This is a genomic window from Halomonas sp. SL1 (genome assembly GCF_003030865.2).
In the GTDB taxonomy this organism is placed as follows: domain Bacteria; phylum Pseudomonadota; class Gammaproteobacteria; order Pseudomonadales; family Halomonadaceae; genus Halomonas; species Halomonas halophila.
Window position 1 is genome coordinate 103,066 of sequence record NZ_PYUQ02000008.1, and the last position, 25,508, is coordinate 128,573.

Consider the following 25,508-nt stretch of genomic DNA (forward strand, 5'->3'; position numbering starts at 1 on the left):
TTCCTGACCCAACGCAAACGGGCACCGCCTCCCTCGGGGAGACGGTGCCCGTCGACTCGGACGCGACCTTGATCAGCTCGCGTCCTGCTCCAGCGCCGGACGCTCGGCGCGATCGCCGCCCGTCTTGCGCTTCAGCCAGTCGGTGACGCTGGCGATCATGGCGTAGAAGGTCGGCACGAACAGGCTGCCGAGCACCGCCACGGACGCCATGCCCATCGCCACCGTGGTGCCGATGTGCTGGCTGCTGGTGTCACTGGCACCGGTGGCCATGGCCAGCGGCAGGGTGCCGAAGATGAACGCCAGCGAGGTCATCACGATCGGCCGGAAGCGCAGCTCCGCCGCCGTGATGGCCGCCTCGCGGATGGTCTTGCCCATCTCGCGACGCTGCAGCTCGGCGAACTCGACGATCAGGATGGCGTTCTTGGCCGCCAGCCCGACCACCACCAGCATGCCGATCTGCACGTAGACGCTGGTATCCAGCGAGCGCAGGGCGATGCCGCCGATGCCGCCCAGGAAGGCGAAGGGCGTGGCCGTGAGCACCGCCAGCGGCAGCGACCAGCTCTCGTACTGCGCCGCCAGGATCAGGAACACCATCAGCAGGCCGAAGACGATGGCCATGGTCGCGGCGTTGCCGGCTTCGCTTTCCTGATAGGCGGTACCGGTCCAGCCCATGCCCCAGCCGTCGCCGAGCTGCTCGTCGACGATCTCTTCCATGGCGGCGATCGCCTGGCCGGAGCTGTAGCCCGGTGCGGGACCACCCTGGAACTGGGCCCCCGGATAGACGCCGAAGCGGGTCACCACCGCCGGCGCCACCTGGCGCTCGAGGGTCACGAACTCGGACAGCGGGATCCGCTCGCCGTCGCCGCCGCGCACGTAGACGCTGTTGATGTCATCCGGCGCATCCCGGTACTCGTCCTCGTTCTGCAGATAGACCTGGAAGTTCCGGCCCTTGTAGCTGAAGTAGTTGACGAAACCGTTGCCGAAGGTGTTGCCCAGGGTCGAGTTGAGCGCCTCCAGCGACACGCCGTAGCTCAGCGCCTTCTGCCGGTCGATCTCGGCATGGAAGGACGGCACGTTGACGTTGAAGGTGGTGAACACCTGATTCAGCACCGGATGCTGACCGGCGGCCTGCATGACCTTGACCGACGCCTGGTAGAGCTCTTCCGGCGAGGCACCCTCATAGGACTGCAGGTAGCCGGTGAAGCCACCGGTGGTCGACAGGCCGATGATCGGCGGCATGTTGAAGGCCATCGCCGAGCCGCCGGGAATCTGTGCGCCCAGGCCCATGATCCGGCCGATCATGTCGGTGGCCGTGACCTCGCGCTCTTCCCAGGGCTCCAGGGTGACGAAGATCACCCCGCGGGCGGTGTTCACCGAGCTGGTCAGCATGTCGTAGCCCGCCACCGACGTGGAGTACTTCACGCCGGGGCTGTCCTCGATGGCGGCGCTGAGCTTGGCCATGTAGGTCTGGGTACGCTCCAGCGAGGCCGAATCCGGCAGCTGCACGGAGGCGATCACGATGCCCTGGTCGGTCTCGGGCACCAGCGTCGAAGGCGTGCTCTGGTAGAGCCACCAGGAGCCGGCGCCCACCAGGGCGGTCAGCACCAGCGCCAGCCCCCAGAAACGCACCAGTTTCTTGACCACCCACATGTAGACGGCGGTGGTGCCGGCGAAGAAGCGATCGAACAGGCGCAGCGGGGTACGCACCGCGCGCTGGAAGCCCGTTTCCCTGGTGTGCAGGTCGTGCTTGATGAAGATCGCCGACAGCGCCGGAGTGAACGTCAGCGCCATCAGTGCCGAGAAGGCCACCGACACCGCCACGGTCAGGGCGAACTGCTGGTAGATCTGGCCGCTGAAGCCCCCGAGGAAGGCCACCGGCACGAACACCGCCGCCATGATCAGCGAGGTGGCGATGACCGGCCCGCCGACCTCGCGCATGGCCTGCACCGTGGCCTGCATGACGGTGGTTTCCTCGTCCTCGCTGAGCACCCGCTCGACGTTCTCCACCACCAGGATGGCGTCGTCGACCACGATGCCGATCGACAGCACCAGGGCGAACAGCGTCAGCAGGTTGATCGAGAAGCCGAAGGCGTAGAAGCCGGCGAAGGTGGCCAGCACCGAGACCGGCACCACCGACATGGCGATCACCGTGAAGCGCCAGTTCTGCAGGAAGATGAACAGGATGACGCCGACGATCAGGAACGCCTCGATGAAGGTGTGAAGCACGGTCTCCACGGAGGCATCGATGAACAGCGTGGTGTCGTAGGGCGTGGCGTACTCGAGTCCCGGCGGGAAGCGGCCGGCCAGCTCCTCCATCTTCGCCTTGACCGCGTTGGCGGTCTCCAGGGCATTGGCACCGGGCTGCTGGTTGATCAGGATCGGCGCCATGGTGCCACCGTTCAGCGTGGCATCGACGCCGTAGGACGAGGCGCCCAGCTCGATGCGCGCCACGTCATCCAGGCGCAGGGCCGAACCGTCGGGATTGGTGCGCAGGAAGATGTCGCGGAAGTCATCGACGTCGCTCAGACGGCCGCCGGCGGTGATGGTGTAGGTGAAGGCGCGGGCATCGGACTGGGGCGCTGACGCCAGACTGCCCGCCGGCACCTCGGTGTTCTGGGCGCGGATCGCGCTGGCCACCTCGGACGGCGTCAGGTCGTACTGCGCCAGCTTGTCCGGATCCATCCAGATGCGCATGGCGAAATCGCCGCCGCCCAGCACCTCGGCCTCGCCGACGCCGGGCACCTGGCGCAGCTCGTCGAGAATGTTGAGGGCGGCATAGTTCTGCATGTAGACCTTGCCGTAATCGCCCTCCGGGGAGAGCAGCGAGACCAGCATGAGGATCGAGCTGGAGCGCAGCTCCACCGTCACACCCTGCTGCTGCACCGCCTCCGGCAGCTGGGAGAGCGCCCCCTGCACCCGGTTGTTGACGTTGATGGTATTGATGTCGCCGTCGGAGCCGATGTTGAAGGCCACGCTCAGGCTCATCATCCCGTTGTCGGAGCTGGTCGAGTTCATGTAGAGCATGTCCTCGACGCCGTTGATGGCCTCGGCCAGGGGCGCCGCCACGGTCTGCGCCACGGTCTCGGCGTCCGCCCCCGGGAAGGTGGCGTTGACCGAGACCGTGGGCGGCACCACGCTGGGGTACTGCTCGATCGGCAGTACCCGCATGCTCATCAGGCCGACCACCGTGAGGATGATCGCCAGCACCGACGCGAAGATCGGTCGCTTGATGAAGAAGTTGGAGAAATTCATTCAGCCGCGTCCTCTTCGGCCGGCGAAGCCCGTTCGGCGCCGGCCGCGCCATCACGGCCCTGTGCCGGACCCTGCCCCTGCCCGGATGGCTGGTCCTGGCTCTGGCCGGTGGCCTGGGCGATCAGCGCCCGGGCGTCGCCATCGAACGGCTGGGGCGCGATCGGCGTGCCGGGCTGGACGCCCGCCGGATCGCCGACCATCACGCGATCACCGGGCTCCACGCCGCTGGTCAGGATCTGCCACGGGCCGGCCAGCTCGCCGAGGTCCACTGTGCGGGCGCGTGCCACGTCGTCCTCGTCGAGCACGAACACCTGGGGCCCCATCAGGCCCTGACCCACGGCGATCGACGGCACCGCCAGCACGTCGAAGCGCTTCAGCCCTTCCAGGCGCACCCGCACGAACTGGCCGGGCAGCACCTCGCCCTCGGGATTGTCGAAGGTCGCCTTCGCCTGCACGGTGCTGGTCCGCTCGTCCACCCGCGAGCCGAGGAATTCCAGGCGCCCCTCGAGGGCCTCGTCGACGCCCGGCAGCGCCAGGCTGGCGGCGATCTCGCCGGGCGCCTGCTCGCCGAGCTGGCGGCGCAGGGTGAAGGCATCCTGCTGGGGAAGCTGGAAGCGCACCTCCAGCGGGTCCACCGGGGTGATGGTGGCCAGCTCGGTGCCGGCGCTGGCCAGGTTGCCCACGTTGACCTCGCTCAGACCGATGGCACCGCTGACCGGGGCCGTGACGTCGGCGTAGTCCAGGTCGATGCGGGCGCTGGCCAGCGCAGCCTCGGCCTGGGCCACGGAGGCCCGGGCCACGTTGAGGTCGGCCTGGGCCTGGTCAGCCTGCTGGCGGCTCACCGAGTTCTGACGCAGCAGCTCCTGGAAGCGGTTGGCGTCGCGACGCGCCCGCTCCAGCTCGGCCTGGGCGCTGGCCAGGTCGGCCTCGCGCTGCGACACCGTGGCCTGGTAGAGGTCCGGCTCGATGGCATACAGGCTGTCGCCCTTTTCCACGATGTCGCCGGGTTCGAAGAGGCGTTGTTCGAGGACGCCGGTGACGCGAGCCACCAGGGTCACCTCGGTATCGCTGCGCAGCTGGGCCGGGTAGGACTTGTCCAGCGGAATGTCCTGAGGCGCCAGCGTGGTCACCGGCTTGGGCTGCGGCGGTGTCTCGCCGCTCTGCTGCGGAGCGGCCTCCTCCTGACCGCAGGCCGACAGCAGCAGTCCAGCCGCCAGCGCCAACAGCCCTGTACGACTGCGTCGAAGTGTTGTGTTCATGCCTGATTCTCGTTAGGGGATCGAACGTCGAAGGGGGTATCGCACGACAGGCGAGAATCTAAACATACATTCACGCCTGTACGTAAGTGACTATCAGGATTCGGGCCGAGGCGGCGCGCCGATGTTCATCGCCTCGTCGTAGCGGCTGGCCTCGCCGACCTCCGGCAGCGCCAGCGACACGCCCTGCTCCGCCGACAGCCAGTCGTTGATCGCCTCGATGGCCTGCACGTTCAGGGTGCCCGACTGCTGACGCAGGGTGAGCAGGTCGATCACGTAGCTGAAACGCGCATCGGCATGATCGGCGATGGCATCGTAGAGGCTCTGCTCGGCGTTGAGCACGTCGACGATGTTGCGGGTACCGACCTCGTAGCCGGCGCGCGTGGCATCCAGCGCGCTCTGGTTGGAGACGATGGCCTGGGCCCGCGCCTCGACGGTGGCCACGTCGTTGGTGACCTGGGTGTACAGCGAACGCACCTGCTGAACGGTCTGGCGGCGCTGATCCTCGAAGTCGTACTGGCTGGACTCGAGGTCGTAGGTGGACTGGCGAATGCCGGCGCTGGTGCGGCCGCCGGTGTAGATGGGCAGGCTCACCCGAGCGCCGACCTGGCTCTGGGAGTTATGCCCGTCCATCTGGTCCTGATCGGTGTCGGAGTAGCTGTAGTTGGCGAAGGCCTCGACCACCGGCAGGCGCTGGGCCCGGGCGATGTCCACGGCATCCTCGGAGACCTCGACGCCGGCCTGGCTGGCCAGCACCAGCGGGCTGTTGTCCATCGCCAGCTCGACCCAGGCATCGCGGCCGCTCGGCTGCGGCGGAGTCACCGGCATGGCCTCCTGAAGCGCGTCGATGCTGTCGTAGCGCTGCCCGGTCAGCCGCTCCAGGGTCTCGAAGCTGACCTGCAGATCGTTCTCGGCGGCGATGCGGTCGGCGCGGGACTGGTCGAAGCTGGCGCGGGCCTCTTCCACCTCGGTGATGGCGATCAGGCCCACGTCGAACTGCTCCTGGGCCTGCTCGAGCTGGCGGCCGATGGCCCGCTCCTGGGCACGACGCGCCTCGAGGATCTCGTGGGCACGCAGGATGTCGAAGTAGGCCGACGCCACGTCGATCAGCACCTGTTGCTCGGTGGCGGCCAGCTGGTAGGTCTGCTGGTCGATCCGACTCGCGGCCTGATCCACCTCGGCGCTGTTGGCGGCGTCGAACAGCGCCTGGGTCGCCTCCAGGGTCAGGCTGGCGCTGTTGTAGCTGTCATCGCCGTTGCCCGCACCGGACCCGCGGCTCGAGGAGACGCTCTCGTAGAGACGGTTGTGGTCGACCTGGCCCGAGGCCGAGACCTGGGGCAACAGGTCGCCACGGGCGACGTCGCGGCCCGCCTCCACGCTGCCGTACTGGGCGCGGGCCGAAGCCAGGCTGGCATTGTTGTCGATGGCATCCCGGGTGATGGTCAGCAGGTCGGCGGCCTGGGCCTGACCGGCCAGCGAGACGGCCAGCAGGCAGGGCAACAGGACACGCCGCCCCGACGATACCGGACGATACGGCTTCATCGGCAAGTTCCTTCTAAGGGTGACTATGAGGATATACATTCATTGTCGCATGTTTAGCACGTCAATCCATCAACGTTCGTGTAATTAGCAAGAAAATTATCTTCCTAGCAAGCTGCCCTCCCGGCATCGTCTATGCTGCAAAGCCACATCCGCCGACCGAGCCCTCATCATGGACGACCTGACCTTCGTGCGCGTCAGGGAGCTGGACGTCGCCGTCCGCATCTGGCATCCCGATGCACCCCGCACCCTGATCGCCTGGCACGGCCTGGCCCGCCACGGTGGCGACTTCGCCGATTTCGCCCGCCTGCTCGGCCCGGGCTGGCGAGTCCTGGCACCGGACACGCCCGGGCGAGGCCTGTCGAGCTGGTCGCTGTATCCCGCCCATGACTATCTGTACTCGCACTATATGACCATAGCAGTCGCGCTGCTCGATCACTTCCGCCTCGAGCGGGTGCCCTGGGTCGGCACCTCCATGGGCGGCCTGCTGGGCATGCTGCTGGCCGCTGAAGCGGACACCGCCGAGCGCATCGAGCGCCTAGTGCTCAACGACGTGGGCCCGGAGCTGGACCCCGACGGCCTGGCCGCGCTGGGTACCTACTTCGGCGTGCCCCACCGCTTCGGCCGGTTCCGCGACCTGGCCGCGGAGCTGCGCCGGCACTATGCCGGCTTCGGCCCGCGCAGCGACGACGCCTGGCGTCGCCTGACCCTCGGCAGCGCTCGTCGATTGCCGGACGGCGGCTGGACCTACCACTACGATCCCCGCATCGGCGAGCAATTCATCCACGATACGCCGCGCGATACCTGGGCCGACTGGCGCGCGATCCGCTGCCCGCTGATGGTGGTACGCGGCGCCGACTCGCCGCTGCTCAAGGCCGAGAGCGTCGAACGCATGCGCCAGGCCCAGCCCGGGCTGATCCGCCTCGAGACCAGCGACTGCGGCCATGCCCCGATGCTCGACCGTACCGATCAGGTCGACCCGATCGCCGACTTCCTGACCCGGGGCTTCCCCGCCGCCGGACAACGGACGCCCTGGTGGCGACGCGCCCTGGCCCGGCTTCGCCAGGGCTGAGAACGCCGGCCGCGGCACCGGAGCACCTCAGCCGCCCGCTTCCACTCGCTGCAACGCTCGTGCCACGCCGCTGCGATAGGCGCCGCCGAACAGCAGCAGGTGGTTGAGCAGCGGATAGAGCTGGAACAGCGCCTCGCGACGCGACCAGTCCGCCGGTGCCGCACCGTTCCAGTAGGCGTCGAAGAAGGCCTCTGACGGAGCGCCGAACAGCGTCAGCATGGCCAGATCGACCTCCGGGTAGTGACGATAGACCGCCGGGTCGATCAGCGCCGGCCCCCGCGTGGTGTAGAGCACGTTGCCCGACCACAGATCGCCATGCACCAGTCGCGCCGGCGTATCCGGCAGCCAGCCCTCGAGCCCGTAAGCCACCGCCTCCAGCCTCGCGCACAGGCGATCGTCCAGCAGCCCCCGAGCATGACAGGCGCGCATCAGCGGCAGCAGCCGACGCTCGCGCTGAAAGGCGCGACCGTCGTCGAGCGGGGCATTGGGCTGGGGCGTGGCGCCGCAGGCATTGTCCCGCGCCCAGCCGTGCGGCGAGTGTCCCACCCCGTGCAATTCGCGCAGGCCCTCGGCCAGCGCCCGCTCGCCCGTGTCCGTGCGCCGGGCCGGGGTCAGCGCCTCCATCACCAGCCAGCCATCGCCCTCGCCCCAGACCTCGGGCACCACGAGTCGCCCCGTCGCCGCTCCCAGGGCGCGAAGTCCCTCGGCCTCGCCGGCCAGCCGCGCCGGATCGTCGCGCTTGACCACCGCCTCGCCGCGATCGGTGTCCAGGCGGTAGACAGCGGCGATATCACCGCCGGAGAGCGGCTCGAGGGGCCCTCGGAAACCGAGGTCGAGGCGCTCGAGCAGCGCCGTCAAGGCATCGTCGACCATGCATTGTGCTCCATCCGTCATCATGTGACTCGAGGCTCGCCCCGTGCGCCCCTGCTGTCAAAACCGCGGACACGTCATAAAAAAAGCCGCCCGGGGCGGGCGGCAAGGGACCGATTGCAGGACGCAATCGCGGGGGAAGCGGCAGACGTCACTCGGGCATCAGGACCCCATCGATGACGTGGATGACGCCGTTGCTGGCTTCGACGTCGGGCTGGATCACGGTGGCCTGGTTCACCATCACCTGGCCGTCCATGGTGGTGATGGTGATGTCCTGCCCCTGGACGGTGGTGGCGCTGTCGGCGGCCATGGCGTCCTCGGCCGTGACCTTGCCGGGCACCACGTGGTAGGTCAGCACGGACGCCAGGGTGTCGCGGTTCTCCGGCTTGAGCAGGTCGTCGACGGTGCCCTCCGGCAGTGCCGCGAAGGCCTCGTCGGTCGGGGCGAAGACCGTAAACGGGCCTTCGCCCTTGAGAGTCTCGACCAGGCCGGCGGCCTGGACCGCGGCCACCAGGGTCTCGAACTGGCCGGCCTCGACGGCGGTGTCGACGATGTCCGCCTTCATGCCGTGATGATCGGCCTGGGCGACGCCGCTCAGGGCCAGGCCGACCAGGCCGGCGCCGATGAACTGGGGAATGCGTGATGTCATGACCTTCATGAGATGGCTCCTCCGGGGATACCGGCTGACACTCGATGCGGGAAATGTCCTGGCAGAGATTCCTTTACTCAACCTATACAGAAATTAATCCACGTACATAAAAGAGGCAAGTTTTTTCTCGCGCATGGCTGACGGGCACGCGTCGCTATGGCACAACGAGGAAGAACCCTCGACATCGGAGACCGTCATGTACAAGCTCGCCTTCTTCGTGCCCGCGGAAGACGCCGAGCGCGTCAAGAAAGCCGTGTTCGCCACCGGCGCCGGACGCATCGGCGACTACGAGGCCTGCTGTTTCCAGACGCCGGGCACCGGGCAGTTTCGTCCGCTGACCGGCGCCGACCCGCATATCGGCCGCGCCGGCGACCTGGAACACGTGGAGGAACTCAAGGTGGAGCTGGTCTGCGAGGTCGGACTGATCCGCGAGGCCCTGGCCGCGCTCAGACGGGCTCACCCCTACGAGGAGCCGGCCTACGACGTCTGGCGGCTGGCCGACCTCTAGCATCCAGCCGATATCCGGCGCCCCACGACGAAAACGCCACGGGCATGGCCCGTGGCGTCGTCTGGTCAGGCAGCGAGCCCGCCGTCAGGCCGAGCCAAAGTAGCGCTCGCGATCCTCGGGCGTGATGTCACTGACGTGCAGGGCGAAGTCGCCCTGGCGCCGATCGGCGAAGAAGTGATGCAGGGTACGCTCGATGGTGGGAAAGGCCAGCGCGCCCCAGGGAATCTCGTGCTCCTCGAACAGCGCCACCTCGAGGCTCTCCGGCCCGGGGCCGAAGTCGCCGTCGAGCTCGGCGCGGAAGATCATGAACACCTGGTCGATGTGCGGCAGGTTGATCATGGTATAGAGGGGCTGGAGCGCCACCTCGGCCATGGCCTCCTCGCGGGTCTCCCGGGCGGCCGCCTCGACGGTGGTCTCGCCGTTCTCCATGAAGCCCGCCGGCAACGTCCAGTAGCCCTTGCGCGGAGAAATGGCCCGGCGGCACAGCAGAACCCGCGAGCCCGATACCGGGAGGGTCCCGGCGACGATGCGGGGGTTCTGGTAGTGGATGGTGCCGCAGGCGTCGCACAGGAATCGTGGCCGATCATCGCCTTCGGGAATCGCGAAACGGACCGGCTGCCCACAATGACTGCAAAAGTTCATGGCGCTCCCTGACTGGCTGGCACCGGGAGTGCCCCGGGCTTGACGCCGCGCGCGGCGACTGGGTAAAAGAGGTGAAACTCGATGGAATCATCATGTTAGAGAAACTTCGCGAGCGCCTGCAAGCGCATGCGCCGCGCCGCCTGGCCCTCGACCTGCCCCAGGCGGCGGTGCTGCTTCCCCTGGTGGCCCACCCCGAGCCGACGCTGCTGTTCACCCGCCGCGCCGCCCACCTCTCCACCCATAGCGGCCAGGTCGCCTTCCCCGGCGGCAAACGCGAGGACGGCGACGCCGACCTGCTGGCCACCGCCCTGCGCGAAGCCGAGGAAGAGATCGCCCTGCCGCCGGACCGGGTCGAGGTGCTCGGCCGACTGTCCGAGGTCATCTCGCTGCACGGCATCCGCGTCACGCCCTTCGTCGGCGTGATTCCCCCGGGCCTGCCACTGGCTCCCGATCCGGATGAGCTCGACGCCATCTTCGAGGTGCCGGTGGCGAGCTTCCTCGCCGACCGCCGCACCCACACCGACGTGATCCGCGTCGACGGCCGCGACTACTACGTGCCGAGCTATCGCCACGACGACCACGTGATCTGGGGCCTGTCGTCGATGATGCTGGTGGAGCTGCTGGCCGAGGGCTTCGCCATGCCGATCGACCTCTTCCAGCGCCCCGCAGGCACCCTGCATTTCCACCCCGAACGCCGACTGACGCCATCATGAGCCACCCGCACCTGCCCCCCGCCCGCCTGACCGAGCTGGTCGATGCCCTGGTCGAACAGGGCTGGTACCTGGGCGAAGCCTTCCTGCCCGAGGCCCTGCACGCCCCGTTGTTCGCCGAAGTCGAGGCGATGGCCGCCCGCGAGGCGCTGGAAGCCGCCGGCGTCGGCCGCGGCAGCGAGCATCACCTGCGCCGCGACATCCGCGGCGACGCCATCCGCTGGCTGGACCGCGAGAGCCTGGCTCAGCGCCGCTACCTGGAAGCCATGGGCGAGCTGCAGCAGGCCTTGAACCAGGCGCTGTTCCTGGGCCTGTTCGAGTACGAGGCACACTTCGCCCAGTACCCGCCCGGCGCCTTCTACAAGCGCCACCTGGACAGCTTCCGCGGCCGCGCCAACCGCGTGATCTCCACCGTGGGCTATCTCAACCCGGACTGGCCCGCCGACGGCGAAGGCGAGATGGTGATCTTCGACGAGCACGACCCCGCGCGCGAGCTGACCCGGGTCCGGCCCGAGGCCGGCACCTTCGTCTGCTTCCTCTCCGATCGGGTGCCCCACGAGGTACTGCCGACTCGCTATCCGCGCGCCAGCATCGCCGGCTGGTTCCGCCGCAACGCCTCGCTGGGCGGCCTGGTGGACCCGTCACACTGACGGCGACACCCACCGCATGCAATGCCCCATGGCCGCTTCGGTCGGCCTGCCGATCTCAGGGCCGACCTCGCCCCCACAGGCCTTTCATGATGTCGCGTATTGTTCCAGGGGATTGTTCCCGGCCAGCCGGGCGAATCCCAGGCGACGAAGGCAATGCGCATGCCCACCGGCCCGGTGCGGGGCCGACACGATGGAGCGGGTGATCTCCTGACGAAATCCTTCCCTCGGATGATGTCGGTGGATCGCTCGCAAGGCCTCCTCGGATAACAGATGCCGGTAGGCACCGACCACATCCATGTGGGCCCCGTACTTGAGCAGGAGAGCCTCCGGCGTGTGGCGCCGGGCATCGAGCCATGGGTTCAGGTGGTAGCTGATCGACTCATAGAGGCGAATTGCATCGTCGTCGTGCCACTGCTCGGCCAGTGCCAGTCGACGCGCCTCCCGGGCACCGGTGACCTGGAATGCGGTCTCTGCGATGCAGCTCGCATGAGCGTCCGTCAGGCCGACGTCATGCATCAGGCAGGCCACATAGAGCATCTCGGCATCCGCCTCGATACCCAGCGCCTCACCGACCAGCGCGCCCATCCACCAGCTGCGATAGCAATGGGCCAGCAACGCGGGGCTGTAGTGCGCCGCCACCCGGGCCTCGACCCGCCGGCAGAGTGCGCTATCAGGCGCCTGCACCCGGGAAGGTTCCACCGCACGCTTGCGGACAGACGAATGGCCGAGCCGCCAGGCCAGCCGACTCAGGCCCTCGTCCATCTGACTGCGCACCAGCTGATAGATCAGGTGAGCCTTCTCTCGGGCGTTGAGCACGCCTTCCGTCGTTTCGCTCCATGCGAAGGAACCCGGGGTAGGGCCGAGCATGTGCACGCTCCTTTTGCTTGCAACATGCAAGCAAATTAGAGGCATGACTTGCATATTGCAAGCATTGCACCTGATCCGGTACCTTGCCGATATGACTTCCTCTTCCCCTCCCCAGACAGCATGCCCGCTGGCCCGCACCCTGGAGCTCATCGGCGACCGCTGGAGCCTGGTGATCCTGCGCGAGATCATCAAGGGCCAGCACCGCTACAGCGACTTCAGCCACTGCGCCGAACGGATCCCGACCAACATCCTGGCGAATCGCCTGCGCCGGCTCGCCGGATACGGCGTCGTCGCTCGCGTACCCTCACGGTCGAGCCCGAAACGTCATGAGTATCATCTGACGAGCAAAGGCGCGGCCCTGTTGCCGGCCATGCAGGCCCTCGCCCGCTGGGGTGGCGATCAGCTGCCGGAATGCTATGCCCCGCCCGAGCAATTCCTTGCACTGACGGTCGAAGAGCTGCCGACTCGCGACCCGGACTAGCGGTCCACGCGATAGGTGAGGTCGCGGACCTCGTCGCCGGTCATGCCGCGAAAGCCCCAGCAGTGCGGCGGCTGCTCCTTGAGGATGATCTCCACGTCCACCGGGGCGATGCCAAGCTCGGCCTCGATGTCCGCGAACAGCCGCTTGATCAGCGCCTTCTGGGTCTCTGTCGTGCGTCCCGCCATCATGTTGATCTCGATGACGGTATAAGCGTCGCTGCGCCCGCCGGGGGCGAAGAAGTCCTCGGCGTCCATGGGCATGAAGCGCTGTGCCCGCTTGTCCTCGGGCAGCCCGAAGACGTCCATCATGCAGCCATGGATCACCGCCGACAGGCGGGCCTTGATGGGGTCCAGACGATGGCGAATGCCGTAGATCACGATCATGTCATGTCCTTATGCGTATGGACCTTCTTCATGAAGGCCCGGAATGCGTTCACCCCGCCGTCGCCAGCCGACATTCCATGCCGATCAGCGGCGGCGCGTGCAATAGAGTGACGAAGCCGTGGCGGCGATAGAGCCGCACGGCCGGGCTGTCGGCGAACACCTTGAGCCGCAGCGCCTCGAGCCGACGCTCGCGGACCCGCGCCTTGACGGCCTCGAGCGCCCAGGCACCGAGCCCGGCGCCGCGCCGACCGGCCACGATCTGCAGGTCCTGGAGATAGCCGACGCCGTCGCCGTCGTGGAGGCGCAGATAGCCCACGCGAGCGCCCTCGCACCACAGCAGATGGTTCTCGCCGGCGGCCCAGTCGGCCTCGAACGCCTCCGGCTGCCAGGAAAGGCCATGACGTTCATAGGCCTCGCGCATGTTGGCCCGCACCAAGGCGGCAGCCCAGTCACGGTCCGACGCCCGGGCCGGGCACAGCGACAGTTCCACGCCTCAGGCCCTGATCGTTGCCGTCGCGTCATCGCCGACGCGCAGCGTCAGGCCGATGCCGTCGAGGGGGACGGCGTTCTGGCCGAAGAAGGCGCCCTTCCAGCCCGGCTGGGTGTCCATCCCCACCAGCGTCTTCAGCGGCTCCTTGGGCACCGGCGCCTCGCCGGTGCGCTGATCCTGGGTGATGATCTTGCAGCGCTTGCACGGCTTGCGCAGCCCCAGTCGGACGCCCGAGCCGAGCGCCAGCTCGTCCCAGTCGATCTCGGCGAAGGCCCCCTCCCCCTCGACCACGACATTGGGCCGGAAGCGGCTCATCGGCACGGGGTCCAGGCCCTTCTCGGCGAGGCGCTCGCTCAACCGCTCGAGGGAGGCCTGGTGGGCCACCAGCAGCGGATAGCCGTCGGGAAAGGCGGTGTGGGCCGATTCGCCACGCAGATAGTCGGCCTCGACCTCGCGACGACGCTCCTCGGGGAAGCGCACCAGGCGCAGTCCGCCCTCTTCATCCCCCTGCCGGCCATCGCGCCGTCGGCCATCGCCCAGCACGGCGGTCAGCCACTGGGCCGCCTCGGCGCCCTCGTCCAGCGCCTCGCAGGTGTCCTTCCAGATGCTGACCTCGAGGCGCTCGAGCCCGTGACGCGCCAGCGGCACCGCCAAGGGCGCGGCCTCGGGGTGCTCCAGCACCAGGCGGCTCGGCTCGAGGCGCACCGTCACCTTGGCCATGGCCGGGCATTCGCGCTGGGTGACGAAGCGGCCGCGGGCGTCCACGACCATCCAGTGGCGATCGAGGGCCAGGCCGCGCTCGGTGAGCGTGGCCTGGTCGAGGGCGATGCCGCGAAGCGACTTGACCGGATAGATATTGAGCTGGGTGATGCGCATCCCTGCCTCCCTGGCGTTGGTGGAGCCATCACTCTATCAAGCCCGCTCGCCCTTTTCCTCGGCCAGCGCGGCCGTCACCGCGGCCTCGGCGTGCAGCGCTGTGGTGTCGTAGAGCGGCACCGGGGTATCGCCCTGGCCGACCAGCAGCGCGATCTCGGTGCAGCCGAGGATCACCGCCTCGGCACCGCGGGCGTGCAGGTCCGCGATGATCTCGAGATACGCCGCCTTCGAGGGCGGCTCGATGCGCCCCTGGCACAGCTCTTCGAAGATCACCCGGTGCACCCGGTCGCGCTGTTCGGCCTGCGGCACCAGCACCTCGATGCCGAAGCGCTCGCCGAGCCGGTCCTTGTAGAAGGCCTGCTCCATGGTAAAGCGAGTGCCCAGCAGCCCCACCCGACGTACGCCGTCCGCGCGCAGCCGCTCGGCGGTAGCATCGGCGATATGCAGAAGCGGGATATCGGTGGCGGCCTCGATCGCCGGCGCCACCTTGTGCATGGTGTTGGTGGCCAGCAGCAGGAAGTCGGCTCCCGCCGCCTGCACCCGCCGCGCCGCCTCGGCCAGCCGCTCGCCCGCCTCGTCCCAGCGATCGGCCTGCTGCAGCGTCTCGATCTCGGCGAAGTCGACGCTGTAGAGCGCCACCGTCGCCGAGTGGAAGCCGCCCAGCTCGCGCTTCACGCCCTCGTTGAGGGCCCGGTAGTAGCTCTGGGTGGACTCCCAGCTCATGCCGCCTAGCACGCCGATGGTCTTCATGGTCACCTCCGTGTGGAATCATCGTGCCCACAGCGATACCACGACCGCCGGCCCGCACGCCAGCGCCGGCCCTAGCCGGCGCTCAGGGCGACCTTGAGCACCCCGTCGCGCTGATGGGAGAAGAGCTCGTAGGCGTCGACGATGTCGTCGAGGGCATAGCGGTGGGTGACCAGCGGGCCCAGGTCCAGGCGGCCGCTCTCGATGATGCCCATCAGCCGGCGCATGCGCTCCTTGCCGCCCGGGCACAGCGAGGTGACGATGCGGTGGTCGCCGAGGCCGGCGCTGAAGGCGTCCAGCGGCAGGGTCAGGTCCTCGGAGTAGACGCCGAGGCTCGACAGGGTGCCGCCGGGCTTGAGCACCCTGAGCGCATTCTCGAAGGTGGCCTGCAGGCCCAGCGCCTCGATGGCCGCGTCCACGCCGCGCCCGCCGGTGAGGCGACGGATCTCGTCGACCACGTCGACCTTGCGGTAGTCCAGCACCACGTCGGCGCCGAGTTGGCGCGACATGGCCAGCCGCTCGTCGACGCCGTCGACGGCGATGATCAGCCCGGCACCGCGCAGCCGCGCCCCGGCGGTGGCGCAGAGCCCGATCGGGCCCTGGGCGAACACCGCCACGCTGTCGCCGATGCGGATATTGGCCGACTCCGCCCCGGCGAAGCCGGTGGACATGATGTCCGGGCACATCAACACCTGCTCGTCGGTCAGGCCGTCCGGCACCGGGCTGAGGTTGGCCTGGGCGTCGGGCACGCGCAGGTACTCGGCCTGGGCGCCGTCGATGGTGTTGCCGAAGCGCCAGCCGCCCATGGGCTTGTAGCCGTGGCCATGGTGGCCGCCGTCCTGGGCGCTGCAGCCGTCCTGGCAGGCATAGGAGGTGAAGCTCGGGCAGATGGCGCCGGCGATCACCCGCTGGCCCTCGGCATAGCCCTTGACGTTGGCGCCGAGCTTCTCGATCACCCCCACCGGCTCGTGGCCCACGGTCAGCCCGCGCTCCACCGGATACTCGCCCTTGAGGATGTGCACGTCGGTGCCGCAGATGGTGGTGGTGGTCACGCGGATCAGGGCGTCGTCGGGGCCGATGTCGGGAATCGGCTTGTTGTCGAGCTCGATGCGGCCGGGCTCGACGAAGACGGCGGCTTTCATCATGGCAGGCATGGCAGTTCTCCCGAGGCAAGGAACCTCCTCTCATCACAGCACAGCCTCGCCGAACCGGGATTGCGCTGGATCAAGCCGCCGGCACGCGCCCTCCTTCCATCGACCACGGCGGAGGTGAGAGGCGAATGTCCACGCCCTTCCCCGCCGACCGACGGGCGATTACCCTGCCATGACACCTTCTTCCCGCTCGCCACCTGGACACCGCCATGAGCCCGGCCGACACCCTCCGCCTGATCCTGCTTTCCTCGCTGTGGGGGATGTCGTTCATCTTCATGCGAGTGGCGGTGCCCGAGTTCGGCCCGGTGCCGCTGATCCTGGTGCGCATGGGCGTGGGCGCGCTGCTGATGCTGCCGCTGCTGCTCGGCGTACGCTACCTGCGCCTGGTGCGGGACAACGCCGGTCGGCTGATGCTGCTGGGGCTGGTCAACCACGTGCTGCCGTTCTCGCTGCTGGCGCTGGCCACCACCCGGCTGGAGGCCGGCTTCACCTCGCTGATCAACGCCACCACGCCGCTGTTCACCGCCCTGCTCGGCGCGCTGTTCTTCGCCACGCCGGTGTCGCGGCGCCAGTATCTGGGCCTGGCGCTGGCCTTCCTCGGGGTCTATGTGCTGTCTGCGGATCGGCTGGACTTCGCCCTGGGCGGCGACGGCTGGTTCATCCTCGCGGTGCTCGGCGCCACCTTCTGCTACGGCATCGCCACCAACTACTCCAAGACCTACCTGTCCCACCTGCCGGTGCGCGTGCTGGCCGCCGGCAGCTGCGCCATGTCCGGGCTGATCCTGCTGCTGCCGGGCCTGTGGCTGTGGCCCGAGGCCCCGATCAGCGGCCTCGGCTGGGCCAACGGCCTGGCGCTGGCGGCCTTCAGCACCACCCTGGCCTTCCTGCTCTACTTCGGGCTGATCGCCAGCGCCGGGGCCACCGCGACCTCCACCGTGACCTTCCTGGTGCCGGTCAGCGCCCTGCTGTGGGGCTATGTGCTGCTCGACGAGACGCTGAGCCTGCAGATCCTGGCCGGCATGGCCATCACCCTCGCGGGCACCGCCATCGCCACCGGCATGCTGCGCCTCGGCTGGCCGGCGCGCCCGGCCAGGCGCCGCGACCGACGCCTGGACTGACACCACAGACACAAGACGGCCGTGGCGTCACCGCCACGGCCGTCGATGCTGCGCAGGGTGCGAGCGGCGCTCAGAAGTTCGGCTTGCGCTTCTCGACGAAGGCGCTCATGCCTTCACGCTGCTCGTCGCCGGCGAAGCACAGCGCGAACAGGCTGGTCTCCAGCGCCAGGGCGCTGTCCAGGTCCTGGTCCAGGCCGTCGTGGACCGCCTGCTTGGCGCCGCGCACCGCCTGGGGGCCGTTGCCGCCGAGCTGCTTGGTCAGCTCGGCGGCGTAGTCCTCGAGCTCGGCCTGGGGCATCACCCGGTTGACCAGGCCGATGCGCAGGGCCTCGCTGGCGTCGATCTTGCGCCCGGTGGTGACCAGGTCCAGGGCCATGGCCGGGCCGACGCGGCGCGGCAGGCGCTGGGTGCCGCCGAAGCCCGGAATCACCCCGAGCAGCACTTCCGGCTGGCCGAACACGGCATTGTCGCTGGCCACCGCCCAGTCGCAGGCCAGCGCCAGCTCGCAGCCGCCGCCCAGACAGAAGCCGTTGACCAGCGCCACCACCGGCACCGGCAGCGCCTCGAGCCGCTTCAGGGTGGCCTGGGCCTGGCCGGCGAAGTCGCGAGCCTCGACGGCGCTCTTGTCGCGCATCTCGGTGATGTCGGCGCCGGCCACAAAGGCCTTCTCGCCGGCACCGGTGATCAGCACCGCGCGCAGGTCGCCGCGGGCCTCGAGATCGTCGAGCGCCGCCGCCAAGGCGGCGATCACCTCACTGTTCAGGGCGTTGAGCGCCTTGGGACGGTTGACGGTCAGACGGACCACGCCGCCCTCGTCCTGCACCTCGATCGCCTGCTCGCTCATGATGGCTCCTCGTCTCGTGATATCGGGAAAGACGCAACGCCCTCACCCTAGCGAACGCTTGGTAGAGCGACAATCGCGGCTTTGGTCGGGGGTCAGGCACCGTCGTAGACGTGGAAGCCGCGCCCGCTCTTGCGGCCCAGATAGCCGGCATCGACCATGCGACGCAGCAGCGGACAGGGCCGGTACTTGGGATCGCCGAAGCCCTCCTGCAGCACTTCCATGATCGCCAGGCACACGTCCAGGCCGATCAGGTCGGCCAGCGCCAGCGGGCCCATGGGATGGGCGGCGCCGAGCTGCATGGCCTGGTCCACCGCCTCCGGCGTGGCCGCGCCCTCCTGCACCAGGAAGGCCGCCTCGTTGATCATCGGCACCAGCAGACGATTGACGGCGAAACCCGGCGAATCGCCCACCCGCACCGCGGTCTTGCCCAGCGCCTCGGCCAGCGCCTCGACGCGCGCCACGGTGGCGTCGCCGGTCTGCTCGGCGCGGATCACCTCGACCAGCTTCAGCACCGGCACCGGATTGAAGAAGTGCATGCCCACCACCCGCTCGGGGCGCTCGCAGGCGCCGGCCAGCCGGGTCAGCGACAGCGAGGAGGTGTTGGAGGCCAGGATGATGTCATCGCCGAGCGCGCTGAGGTCGCGGAACAGCCGCTCCTTGAGCTCGGGATTCTCCGGCGCGGCCTCGATGATCACCTCGCAGTCGGCCAGGGTCGCAAGCTCGGTGGTGCCGCGGAGCCGCGCCAGGGCGTCGGCGCGCGCGTCCTCGCTCAGCCGCTCCTTGGCCACCAGCTTGCCGAGCCCCTTGTCGATGCCGGCCCGGGCGCGCTCGAGCGCCTCCTCGGCCACGTCGAACAGGCGGACCGTGAAGCCGGCGGTCGCCAGCACCTGGGCGATGCCCTGGCCCATGGTGCCGGCGCCCACGACGCCGATCGGTGATTGACTCATCGCTGCCTCTCCTTCGCTTGGGTGGACTCGCCCGCCGATCACGCCCGGCGGGCACTCGGATCAGCATGCACCGGTCGTGTGTCGCGGTCGAGTCACGCCCGCCTGCGCTGACATCACGCTGGCAGGCTCGCGCCCTGCGCCGGGCTCAGAGATGCCCGGGCTTCAGCGCCGCCAGGCCGCCCATGCCGGCCTCGATCGCCGCCAGCCGGGCGCGGCCCTCCGGCAGCCACTGGCGCAGGCCGAACTCCGCCGCGGCGAGCTTGGCGCGATAGAAGTCGGCGTCACCTCTGCCGTCGGCCAGCGCGGCCTCGGCGCGCAGGGCCGAACGGCCCAGCTGCCAGGCACACAGCACATGGGCGGCCAGGGAAAGAAACGGCGTGGCACAGGCCTGAACGGCGTCCGCGCCGCGCTCGGGATCGGCGCCCCGGGCAAGCACCAGGCCCATGGCGGTGCGCAGATCGGCCACGCCGCCGGCCAGGCTCTCGCCCAGCGGGCGCAGCTCGGGGCTGACGGCGAGCGCCTCGGCGGTGGCATCGACCTCGTCGGCCAGCCGGCTCAGCGCCGCGCCGCCGTCGCGGGCCAGCTTGCGGCCGGCCAGGTCCAGCGCCTGGATGCCGTTGGTGCCCTCGTAGATGGGCGCGATGCGCGCGTCGCGCAACAGCTGGGCGGCGCCGGTCTCCTCGATGTAGCCCATGCCGCCGTGGACCTGCAGGCCCAGCGAGGCGATCTCCACCGCCTGATCGGTGGAGAACGCCTTGACCACCGGGATCAGCACCTCGACCCGGGCCTGGGCGGCCTGGCGCTCGGCCTCATCCAGGGCGTGGCGGGCCCGGTCCATCTGCGCCGCGCAGGTCAGCGCCAGGGCGCGCAGCGCATCGGTGCGGGCGCGCATCGACAGCAGCATGCGCCTGACGTCCAGATGCTCGGCGATGACGCAGGGCGCGCCGTCGCGGCGGCCCTGCACCCGCTCCAGGGCGTAGCTGCGCGCCTGCTGGCAGGCGCGTTCGGCGACGCCGATGCCCTGGATGCCGACCTTGTGGCGGGCCTCGTTCATCATGGTGAACATGTGGTTGAGCCCGCGGCCGAGCTCGCCGACCAGATAGCCAATAGCCCCCTCAGCCTCGCCTCTTTCCTCGCCCCGCCCCTCGCCGAAGCTCAGCGAGCAGGTCGGCGAGCCGTGGATGCCGAGCTTGTGCTCGAGCCCGATGCAGGTCACATCGTTGCGCTCGCCGAGGCTGCCGTCGTCCTCCACCAGATACTTGGGCACCAGGAACAGCGAGATGCCCCGGTTGCCCTCGGGAGCGTCCGGGGTGCGCGCCAGCACCAGGTGCAGGATGTTCTCGGCGGCCTCGTGCTCGCCCCAGGTGATGTAGATCTTCTGGCCCCTGAGGCGGTAACGACCGGACGCGTCGTCATCAGGCACGGCCAGGGTGCGCACCTGGGAGAGATCGGAGCCGGCCTGGGGCTCGGTGAGGTTCATGGTGCCGGTCCAGCGGCCTTCCACCAGCGGCGGCAGGTAGCGCGCCTGCTGCGCCTCGCTGCCGTGGCGGGCCAGCGCCTCGATGGCGCCGGCGGTGAGCATCGGGCACAGGCCCAGCGCCATGTTGGCGCCGTGCAGCATCTCCTGCACCGCGCTGGCCACGGTCTCCGGCAGGCCCTGGCCGCCGTGGGCGGCGGAGACGCCGATGCCGTTCCAGCCGCCTTCGGCGTAGGCCCGGTAGGCCTCGGCGAAGCCCTCGGGCAGCGTGACGCCGCCGTCCTCGCGGCGCCGGCAGCCCTGGCGGTCGCCGACGGCGTTGAGCGGTGCCCACACCTCGCCGGCCAGCCGGCCGGCCTCCTCCAGCACGGCATCGGCCAGCTCGGGGCCGATCTCCTCGAAGCCGGGCAGAGAGAGCGAGCCGTGCTCGAGCAGTTCCTCGAGCACGAAGCGGGCATCGCGAAGCGGCGGCGTATAGGGCGTCATCGGGGCACCTCGAAAACAGGACGTTCCGGCGAGCCTAGATTCACGACGGCTGATGAACCATTAGCCGTAGGTCGCCCCTCGATCCTGGCCGGCGCCTTCGGCGGCCCCATCATCGGCGCTCTCGACGGCAGCCTCGGCCGGCGCCGCATCGTCGTAGTAGACGATATGCGGCTCGTCCGGCGGCGGCGGGCCGACCAGCGGCTCGGCCACCTCGACGTCCGGCACCGCCTCGGACAGATCCTCGACGTGCTCGTGCTCCAGCGCGCCCTGCACCCACTCCTCGGTGACCGCCAGCTCGGCGGCGCTGAGCGGCGTGGCGGGCGAGAACGGCGCCACCGGCACCGGCGCCGGGCGCACGCTGCGCCGCCAGGCGAAGAAAGCCACCAGCCCGACGCCCAGCGCGCCCAGCGACCAGAACAGCCCGCCGTCACCCACCAGCGTCATCACCGGGCCGATCGCCGAGGGGCTCAGCGTCGCGCCGATGGCGTTGATCAGCAGCAGGCCCTGGCTCATGCGCACCAGCGCGCCCGCCGGGGCGCGGTCGGCGGCGTGCCCCACCGCCACCGGATACAGCGAGAACACCCCGCCGCCGAGCAGGAACAGCAGCGCGGCGAGTCCCCAGGGCGGCAGCGGCAACAGCAGGATGCCGGCGCAGATCAGCGCGCAGAAGCCGCCGAGCCCGATCAGCACCAGCTGGCGGTCGTGGCGGTCCGACCAGCGCCCCACCGGGTACTGCAGACACATGGCGCCGAGCACCACCAGCGCCATCAGCTGGCCGACGCGATCGCCGCCGACGCCGCTGCGCTGCAGGTACAGCGGCAGCAGGGTATAGACCGCCGCCACCGCGATGCCGGAGCCGAAGCTGCCCATCACGCCGGTGGGCGTCAGGGTGATCAGGCGCAGCGGCGACAGCGGCTCGGCCTTCTCCAGCAGCGGCGTGACCCGCGGGATGATCGCCATGGGCAGCACCGACAGCGAGGCCAGCAGGCCGATCAGCATGAAGGGCTCGGCGGGCGCCATGCCGCGGGTCAGGCCGAACAGCAGCTGGCCGATCGCCCCGGCGGCGAACACCACGATCATGTACATCGCCAGCAGGCGCCCGCGCACCCGGTCGTCGCCGGCGGTCAAGAGCCAGCTCTCGATCACCAGGAAAACGCCCACCGTGGCCCAGCCGGCGATCAGACGCAGGGCGAACCAGGCCACGGGGTCGGCGGACATGCCCTGCAGCAGCACCGACACCGCCAGCAGCGAGGCGAAGCTGCCGTAGGCGCGGATATGGCCGATCGCCAGCAGCAGGCGGTCGTTGACCATCGCCCCCAAGCCCAGGCCGATGAAGTAGGCCGAGGACACCCAGCCAATCACCAGCGACGAGGCCCCGGCGGCGTCCAGCCGCAGGGTGGTGAGCGTGGTCAGAAAGCCGTTGCCGATGCCCAGGATGAAGAGTCCGAGCAGCGGCCCCAGGGCCATGAGCAACAGCTGGCGTGACATGTGCGAAGGCCTCCGACGAGCCGCGAGAAAAGGCCACCGCCGGGGACGGCGGTGGCGGGAATTCGCGCACGAATATACGCCCGGTCACGGGTGCCGCCAATCCTCCCTGGCAGGCTTTTTCGCGACACTTCGATGACGATAACAGCGTGTTATCGAACGAAGCGACCTCACGCCTTCTGCAGCAATACGACGTCGCCGGCCGGGAAGCTCACCGTCAGCTGCCAGCGCTCGGCGAGCCAGCGAAAGCTCGCCTCATCGAAGAAGCAGACGTGGGTCGGATCAAGGATGTAGTGCCAGCCGGCGAACGCCTCCACGCTTGGCGGCACCCGCTTGGTCATCAGCCCCAGCCAGCCGCCGGGCGCCAGCAGACCGAGCAGGCGCTCGAGCTCGGCGCCGGGCGCGAACAGATGCTCGACCACCTCGGTGGAGGTGATGAAATCGTAGGTGCGCTCGAGCGCCGCCGCGTCCGGCGCGTAGAAGGCGTCATAGATCGCCATCGGGTGGCCGGCCTCCTCGAACATCACCGACAGCGTCGGCCCCGGGCCGGCGCCGAAGTCGAGCCCGCGGGCGCCGGGCGAGAGCTTCGCCGCCAGCGGCTCGAACAGCCGCGACAGGAAGCGACGATAGCCGGGATCGTCGGGGGAGTTCTCGTGCTGGTCGTAGACCGCCTTCTCCTCCGCCGGCCCGAGGCGCTGATGGGCCGGCACGAACACCAGCGCACAGCGCCGGCAGCGGCGATAGTCGCGTCGCGCATCGCGATGGTAGGGCGCGTGGTCGGTGGATGCGCATAGCGGACAGGTCGGCATCATCGTATTCTCTGTGGCAGGACTCACTTTCAGGAGGCATGCATGCTGTCAGGTCTGGACCACCTGGTCATCACCGTGACCGATATTTCCCGCGCCGTGGACTTCTACACCCGGGTACTGGGGCTGGACGTCCGCTATCGCGATCAGGAGCGCGTGGACCTGATGCTCGGCGACATGGCCCTGCGCCTACACTGGACCGCCACCGATATCCAGCCACGGGCCGCCACGCCCACCCCGGGCAGCCTCGACCTGTGCCTGCGCAGCCAGCTGCCCCTCGACGAGGTCCAGCGCCATCTCGAGGCGCTCTCCATCGAGGTCGAGCTGGGCCCGGTGAGCCGCCAGGGTGCCACCGGCGAGATCGAGTCTCTCTACCTGCGCGACCCCGACGGCAACCTGCTCGAGATCAGCCGCCCCAGGCGTTGAGGGATCAGGCGACATCGCCGAGGACTTATGCCGACCTGGCTGAAGGCTTTTACCAACCTGGCTGAAGGCTCTTGCCGGCGTCGCCGATGGCATACGGTGGCATCGCCAACGCAGGCCAGTATCATGAGCGGCACGATATCCACGCTTTCAAGGACGACCGATGAACGAGCATGATCCCGCGCGCCACGACGCCGTGGTCGCCGACGACGCCCGCACCCCCGATACCACCATGGCCATGGTCGTCTACGCCCTCTACCTGGCCAGTTTCGTGGTGGGCTTCACCGGCATCATCGGCGTGGTGATCGCCTACGTATACCGCGGCAAGGGCCCGGCCTGGCTCGACGAGCACTACCGCTACCAGATCCGCACCTTCTGGATCGGCCTCGTCTATGCCGCCCTGGCCTCGCTGCTGACCCTGGTCGTGATCGGCTTCCCGCTGCTGATCGCGCTGGCGGTGTGGATGATCATCCGCTGCGTCAAGGGCTTCAAGGGCCTGCAGGAGAAGCGCGCCCCCGACAACGTCGATACCTGGCTGATCTGATCCATGGCCGACACGCAACACACCCAGGGGCGCTTTCAGGCGCGGCTGATCGCCGGCCTGTGGCGCGCCCTCGCCAACTGGCGGCCGGCCTCGCTGTGGCGCCTGGCGCGCATGACCGGCCCGCTGGTGCAGCTCGGCAGCCGGCGCGAGCGCCGGGTGACCCGCATCAACCTGGCCCAGGCCTATCCCGACCGCCCCGAGGCCGAGCGCCGCCGCCTGGCGCGGCGCAGCCTGGTCCACTCCAGCGCCACCATGCTCGAGCTGGGCCTGGCCTGGATGGGCGAGCCGGACCGGGTCGAGGCCAGCATTCTCGAGGTCCACGGCCGCGAGCTGCTCGACGAGGCCCGCGCCGAGGGGCGAGGCGTCATCGTGCTGGCACCCCACTTCGGCAACTGGGAGGTGCTCAACTTCTGGCTGTCCGGGCACTTCCCCTTCACCGCCATGTACGAGCCGCCCAAGCTCGCTCCGCTGGACCCGATCATCCGCGGCGGCCGCGAGCGGCGCGGGGCCGAGCTGGTGCCGACCAATCCGCGCGGCGTGGCGGCGCTGCTCAAGGCGCTCAAGCGCGGCGAGACGGTGGGCATCCTGCCGGACCAGACGCCGAGCTGGGGCAGCGGCGTGTTCGCGCCCTTCTTCGGCCGCCAGGCCTATACCGCCACCCTGCTGCCCAAGCTGGTGGCCCGCACCGAGGCCCGGGTCGTCACCGGCGTGGCCAAGCGCGTTCGCGGCCGCGGCTTCGCGCTGCACTTCCTGGCCGCCGACGAGCGCGTCTACTCGAGCGACGAGACCACCTCGGCCGCCGGCGTGAATGCCTGCGTGGAGGCCGCCATCGCCCTGGATCCGGTCCAGTACCAGTGGGAATACAAGCGCTATCGCAAGACCCCCGAGGAACTCGAGGGCCGCGCCGACTGGAAGCGCTTCCGCGTCTACTGAGTGCCTGACCACGCCATTGGAAGTCGTTTCCAGACCGGGCTATGGCAACTGCCCGCCAAGCTGCTAGACTCGGCCCATTCGCTTGACGGGGTGCCGGTGGAACCGGCTGAGATGGCGCAGGTTCGTGCTCGACACGTTCGAGACAGAGCCCAGCGCTGGTCCCGTGGAACCTGATCCGGGTGGGTGTGGCACGCGCCGCACGTGAACCGGCGTAGGGAATCAGGCGGCGGGCCGGCGCGCCCTCCTTGTGCCCCGGCTCTCCCTCACCGCCTCCGCTACGCCCGTGCGCACCCTCCGGCATC

At 69.3% G+C, this 25,508-nt stretch carries 26 protein-coding genes and 1 riboswitch; of the genes, 9 read left to right on the forward strand and 17 right to left on the reverse strand.

Annotated features, from left to right (window positions below; genetic code table 11):
* Window positions 1-72: 72 nt before the first annotated feature.
* From C9J49_RS03140 to C9J49_RS03150, 3 genes are all read right to left on the reverse strand, one after another.
* Window positions 73-3,252 carry an efflux RND transporter permease subunit gene (locus tag C9J49_RS03140; RefSeq protein ID WP_035597328.1) on the reverse strand — a complete coding sequence of 1,060 codons (3,180 nt, stop codon included), beginning with the start codon at window positions 3,250-3,252 and terminating at the stop codon, window positions 73-75.
* Window positions 3,249-4,511, reverse strand: a complete 1,263-nt coding sequence (locus tag C9J49_RS03145) for an efflux RND transporter periplasmic adaptor subunit (protein WP_107180896.1) — start codon at window positions 4,509-4,511, stop codon at window positions 3,249-3,251. Before C9J49_RS03145 ends, C9J49_RS03140 begins: the two co-directional genes overlap by 4 nt.
* Before the next feature lie 93 nt (window positions 4,512-4,604).
* On the reverse strand, window positions 4,605-6,050 hold the full coding sequence (locus C9J49_RS03150) for a TolC family outer membrane protein (protein WP_046079959.1): 1,446 nt from the start codon (window positions 6,048-6,050) through the stop codon (window positions 4,605-4,607).
* 169 nt (window positions 6,051-6,219) lie between these two features.
* Between C9J49_RS03150 and C9J49_RS03155 the strand changes: the two genes are divergently transcribed.
* Window positions 6,220-7,119, forward strand: a complete 900-nt coding sequence (locus C9J49_RS03155) for an alpha/beta fold hydrolase (RefSeq protein ID WP_107180897.1) — start codon at window positions 6,220-6,222, stop codon at window positions 7,117-7,119.
* Between the two features lie 27 nt (window positions 7,120-7,146).
* Here C9J49_RS03155 and C9J49_RS03160 read toward each other — a convergent pair whose 3' ends face one another.
* Both C9J49_RS03160 and C9J49_RS03165 read right to left on the reverse strand, forming a co-directional pair.
* Complete coding sequence (locus C9J49_RS03160; protein WP_107180898.1) at window positions 7,147-7,992, reverse strand: fructosamine kinase family protein; 846 nt, start codon at window positions 7,990-7,992, stop codon at window positions 7,147-7,149.
* A 148-nt stretch (window positions 7,993-8,140) separates the two neighbouring features.
* On the reverse strand, window positions 8,141-8,647 hold the full coding sequence (locus tag C9J49_RS03165; protein WP_107180899.1) for a fasciclin domain-containing protein: 507 nt from the start codon (window positions 8,645-8,647) through the stop codon (window positions 8,141-8,143).
* 187 nt (window positions 8,648-8,834) lie between these two features.
* On the opposite strand from C9J49_RS03165, the gene C9J49_RS03170 reads away from it, so the two are divergent.
* Window positions 8,835-9,146 (forward strand): YqfO family protein, encoded by a 312-nt coding sequence (locus C9J49_RS03170; protein ID WP_107180900.1) that lies wholly within the window; start codon window positions 8,835-8,837, stop codon window positions 9,144-9,146.
* Between the two features lie 84 nt (window positions 9,147-9,230).
* On the opposite strand, the gene C9J49_RS03175 is transcribed toward C9J49_RS03170, so the two are convergent.
* Window positions 9,231-9,788 carry an NUDIX hydrolase gene (locus C9J49_RS03175; RefSeq protein ID WP_046079955.1) on the reverse strand — a complete coding sequence of 186 codons (558 nt, stop codon included), beginning with the start codon at window positions 9,786-9,788 and terminating at the stop codon, window positions 9,231-9,233.
* A gap of 92 nt (window positions 9,789-9,880) precedes the next feature.
* Here C9J49_RS03175 and C9J49_RS03180 point away from each other — a divergent pair, with 92 nt between their 5' ends.
* Window positions 9,881-10,501 carry a CoA pyrophosphatase gene (locus C9J49_RS03180; protein WP_173835003.1) on the forward strand — a complete coding sequence of 207 codons (621 nt, stop codon included), beginning with the start codon at window positions 9,881-9,883 and terminating at the stop codon, window positions 10,499-10,501.
* Window positions 10,498-11,148, forward strand: coding sequence for a 2OG-Fe(II) oxygenase (locus C9J49_RS03185; protein ID WP_046079953.1), 651 nt, complete (start codon window positions 10,498-10,500; stop codon window positions 11,146-11,148). Before C9J49_RS03180 ends, C9J49_RS03185 begins: the two co-directional genes overlap by 4 nt.
* Window positions 11,149-11,232: 84 nt before the next feature.
* On the opposite strand, the gene C9J49_RS03190 is transcribed toward C9J49_RS03185, so the two are convergent.
* Window positions 11,233-12,015, reverse strand: a complete 783-nt coding sequence (locus C9J49_RS03190) for an HD domain-containing protein (protein WP_046079952.1) — start codon at window positions 12,013-12,015, stop codon at window positions 11,233-11,235.
* A gap of 55 nt (window positions 12,016-12,070) precedes the next feature.
* Here C9J49_RS03190 and C9J49_RS03195 point away from each other — a divergent pair, with 55 nt between their 5' ends.
* Complete coding sequence (locus C9J49_RS03195; RefSeq protein WP_202020698.1) at window positions 12,071-12,496, forward strand: helix-turn-helix domain-containing protein; 426 nt, start codon at window positions 12,071-12,073, stop codon at window positions 12,494-12,496.
* Here C9J49_RS03195 and C9J49_RS03200 read toward each other — a convergent pair.
* From C9J49_RS03200 to C9J49_RS03220, 5 genes are all read right to left on the reverse strand, one after another.
* Window positions 12,493-12,879, reverse strand: coding sequence for a tautomerase family protein (locus C9J49_RS03200; protein ID WP_046079950.1), 387 nt, complete (start codon window positions 12,877-12,879; stop codon window positions 12,493-12,495). The two genes, C9J49_RS03195 and C9J49_RS03200, sit on opposite strands and share 4 nt — an antisense overlap.
* A 49-nt stretch (window positions 12,880-12,928) precedes the next feature.
* On the reverse strand, window positions 12,929-13,369 hold the full coding sequence (locus C9J49_RS03205; RefSeq protein WP_046079949.1) for an N-acetyltransferase: 441 nt from the start codon (window positions 13,367-13,369) through the stop codon (window positions 12,929-12,931).
* A gap of 3 nt (window positions 13,370-13,372) precedes the next feature.
* A complete protein-coding gene (locus tag C9J49_RS03210) occupies window positions 13,373-14,245 on the reverse strand; it encodes an MOSC domain-containing protein (protein ID WP_107180902.1) in 873 nt (290 codons plus the stop codon).
* 36 nt (window positions 14,246-14,281) lie between these two features.
* Window positions 14,282-14,995 carry an aspartate/glutamate racemase family protein gene (locus C9J49_RS03215; protein WP_046079948.1) on the reverse strand — a complete coding sequence of 238 codons (714 nt, stop codon included), beginning with the start codon at window positions 14,993-14,995 and terminating at the stop codon, window positions 14,282-14,284.
* Between the two features lie 71 nt (window positions 14,996-15,066).
* Window positions 15,067-16,146, reverse strand: a complete 1,080-nt coding sequence (locus C9J49_RS03220; RefSeq protein WP_046079947.1) for an NAD(P)-dependent alcohol dehydrogenase — start codon at window positions 16,144-16,146, stop codon at window positions 15,067-15,069.
* A 206-nt stretch (window positions 16,147-16,352) separates the two neighbouring features.
* Between C9J49_RS03220 and C9J49_RS03225 the strand changes: the two genes are divergently transcribed.
* Window positions 16,353-17,261 carry a DMT family transporter gene (locus C9J49_RS03225; RefSeq protein WP_107182530.1) on the forward strand — a complete coding sequence of 303 codons (909 nt, stop codon included), beginning with the start codon at window positions 16,353-16,355 and terminating at the stop codon, window positions 17,259-17,261.
* Between the two features lie 70 nt (window positions 17,262-17,331).
* On the opposite strand, the gene C9J49_RS03230 is transcribed toward C9J49_RS03225, so the two are convergent.
* The 5 genes from C9J49_RS03230 to C9J49_RS03250 form a co-directional block, all read right to left on the reverse strand.
* Complete coding sequence (locus C9J49_RS03230; RefSeq protein ID WP_046079945.1) at window positions 17,332-18,105, reverse strand: enoyl-CoA hydratase-related protein; 774 nt, start codon at window positions 18,103-18,105, stop codon at window positions 17,332-17,334.
* A 92-nt stretch (window positions 18,106-18,197) separates the two neighbouring features.
* Window positions 18,198-19,052, reverse strand: coding sequence for a 3-hydroxybutyryl-CoA dehydrogenase (locus C9J49_RS03235; RefSeq protein ID WP_107182531.1), 855 nt, complete (start codon window positions 19,050-19,052; stop codon window positions 18,198-18,200).
* 145 nt (window positions 19,053-19,197) lie between these two features.
* Window positions 19,198-21,015 carry an acyl-CoA dehydrogenase gene (locus C9J49_RS03240; RefSeq protein ID WP_107182532.1) on the reverse strand — a complete coding sequence of 606 codons (1,818 nt, stop codon included), beginning with the start codon at window positions 21,013-21,015 and terminating at the stop codon, window positions 19,198-19,200.
* Between the two features lie 60 nt (window positions 21,016-21,075).
* Window positions 21,076-22,503 (reverse strand): MFS transporter, encoded by a 1,428-nt coding sequence (locus C9J49_RS03245; RefSeq protein WP_107182533.1) that lies wholly within the window; start codon window positions 22,501-22,503, stop codon window positions 21,076-21,078.
* A 167-nt stretch (window positions 22,504-22,670) separates the two neighbouring features.
* Window positions 22,671-23,312 carry a class I SAM-dependent methyltransferase gene (locus C9J49_RS03250; RefSeq protein ID WP_046079941.1) on the reverse strand — a complete coding sequence of 214 codons (642 nt, stop codon included), beginning with the start codon at window positions 23,310-23,312 and terminating at the stop codon, window positions 22,671-22,673.
* A 39-nt stretch (window positions 23,313-23,351) separates the two neighbouring features.
* Between C9J49_RS03250 and C9J49_RS03255 the strand changes: the two genes are divergently transcribed.
* The 3 genes from C9J49_RS03255 (at window position 23,352) to C9J49_RS03265 (ending at window position 25,206) form a co-directional block, all read left to right on the forward strand.
* The gene (locus C9J49_RS03255; RefSeq protein ID WP_046079940.1) at window positions 23,352-23,732 is read left to right on the forward strand and encodes a VOC family protein; all 381 of its coding nucleotides are present in this window, start codon (window positions 23,352-23,354) and stop codon (window positions 23,730-23,732) included.
* A 160-nt stretch (window positions 23,733-23,892) separates the two neighbouring features.
* The gene (locus C9J49_RS03260) at window positions 23,893-24,273 is read left to right on the forward strand and encodes a DUF4870 domain-containing protein (RefSeq protein ID WP_035597382.1); all 381 of its coding nucleotides are present in this window, start codon (window positions 23,893-23,895) and stop codon (window positions 24,271-24,273) included.
* Between the two features lie 3 nt (window positions 24,274-24,276).
* Window positions 24,277-25,206: a lysophospholipid acyltransferase family protein gene (locus C9J49_RS03265; RefSeq protein ID WP_107182534.1), complete on the forward strand. Its 930-nt coding sequence runs from the start codon at window positions 24,277-24,279 to the stop codon at window positions 25,204-25,206.
* Between the two features lie 76 nt (window positions 25,207-25,282).
* Window positions 25,283-25,442: riboswitch (TPP riboswitch) on the forward strand.
* Window positions 25,443-25,508 lie beyond the last annotated feature (66 nt).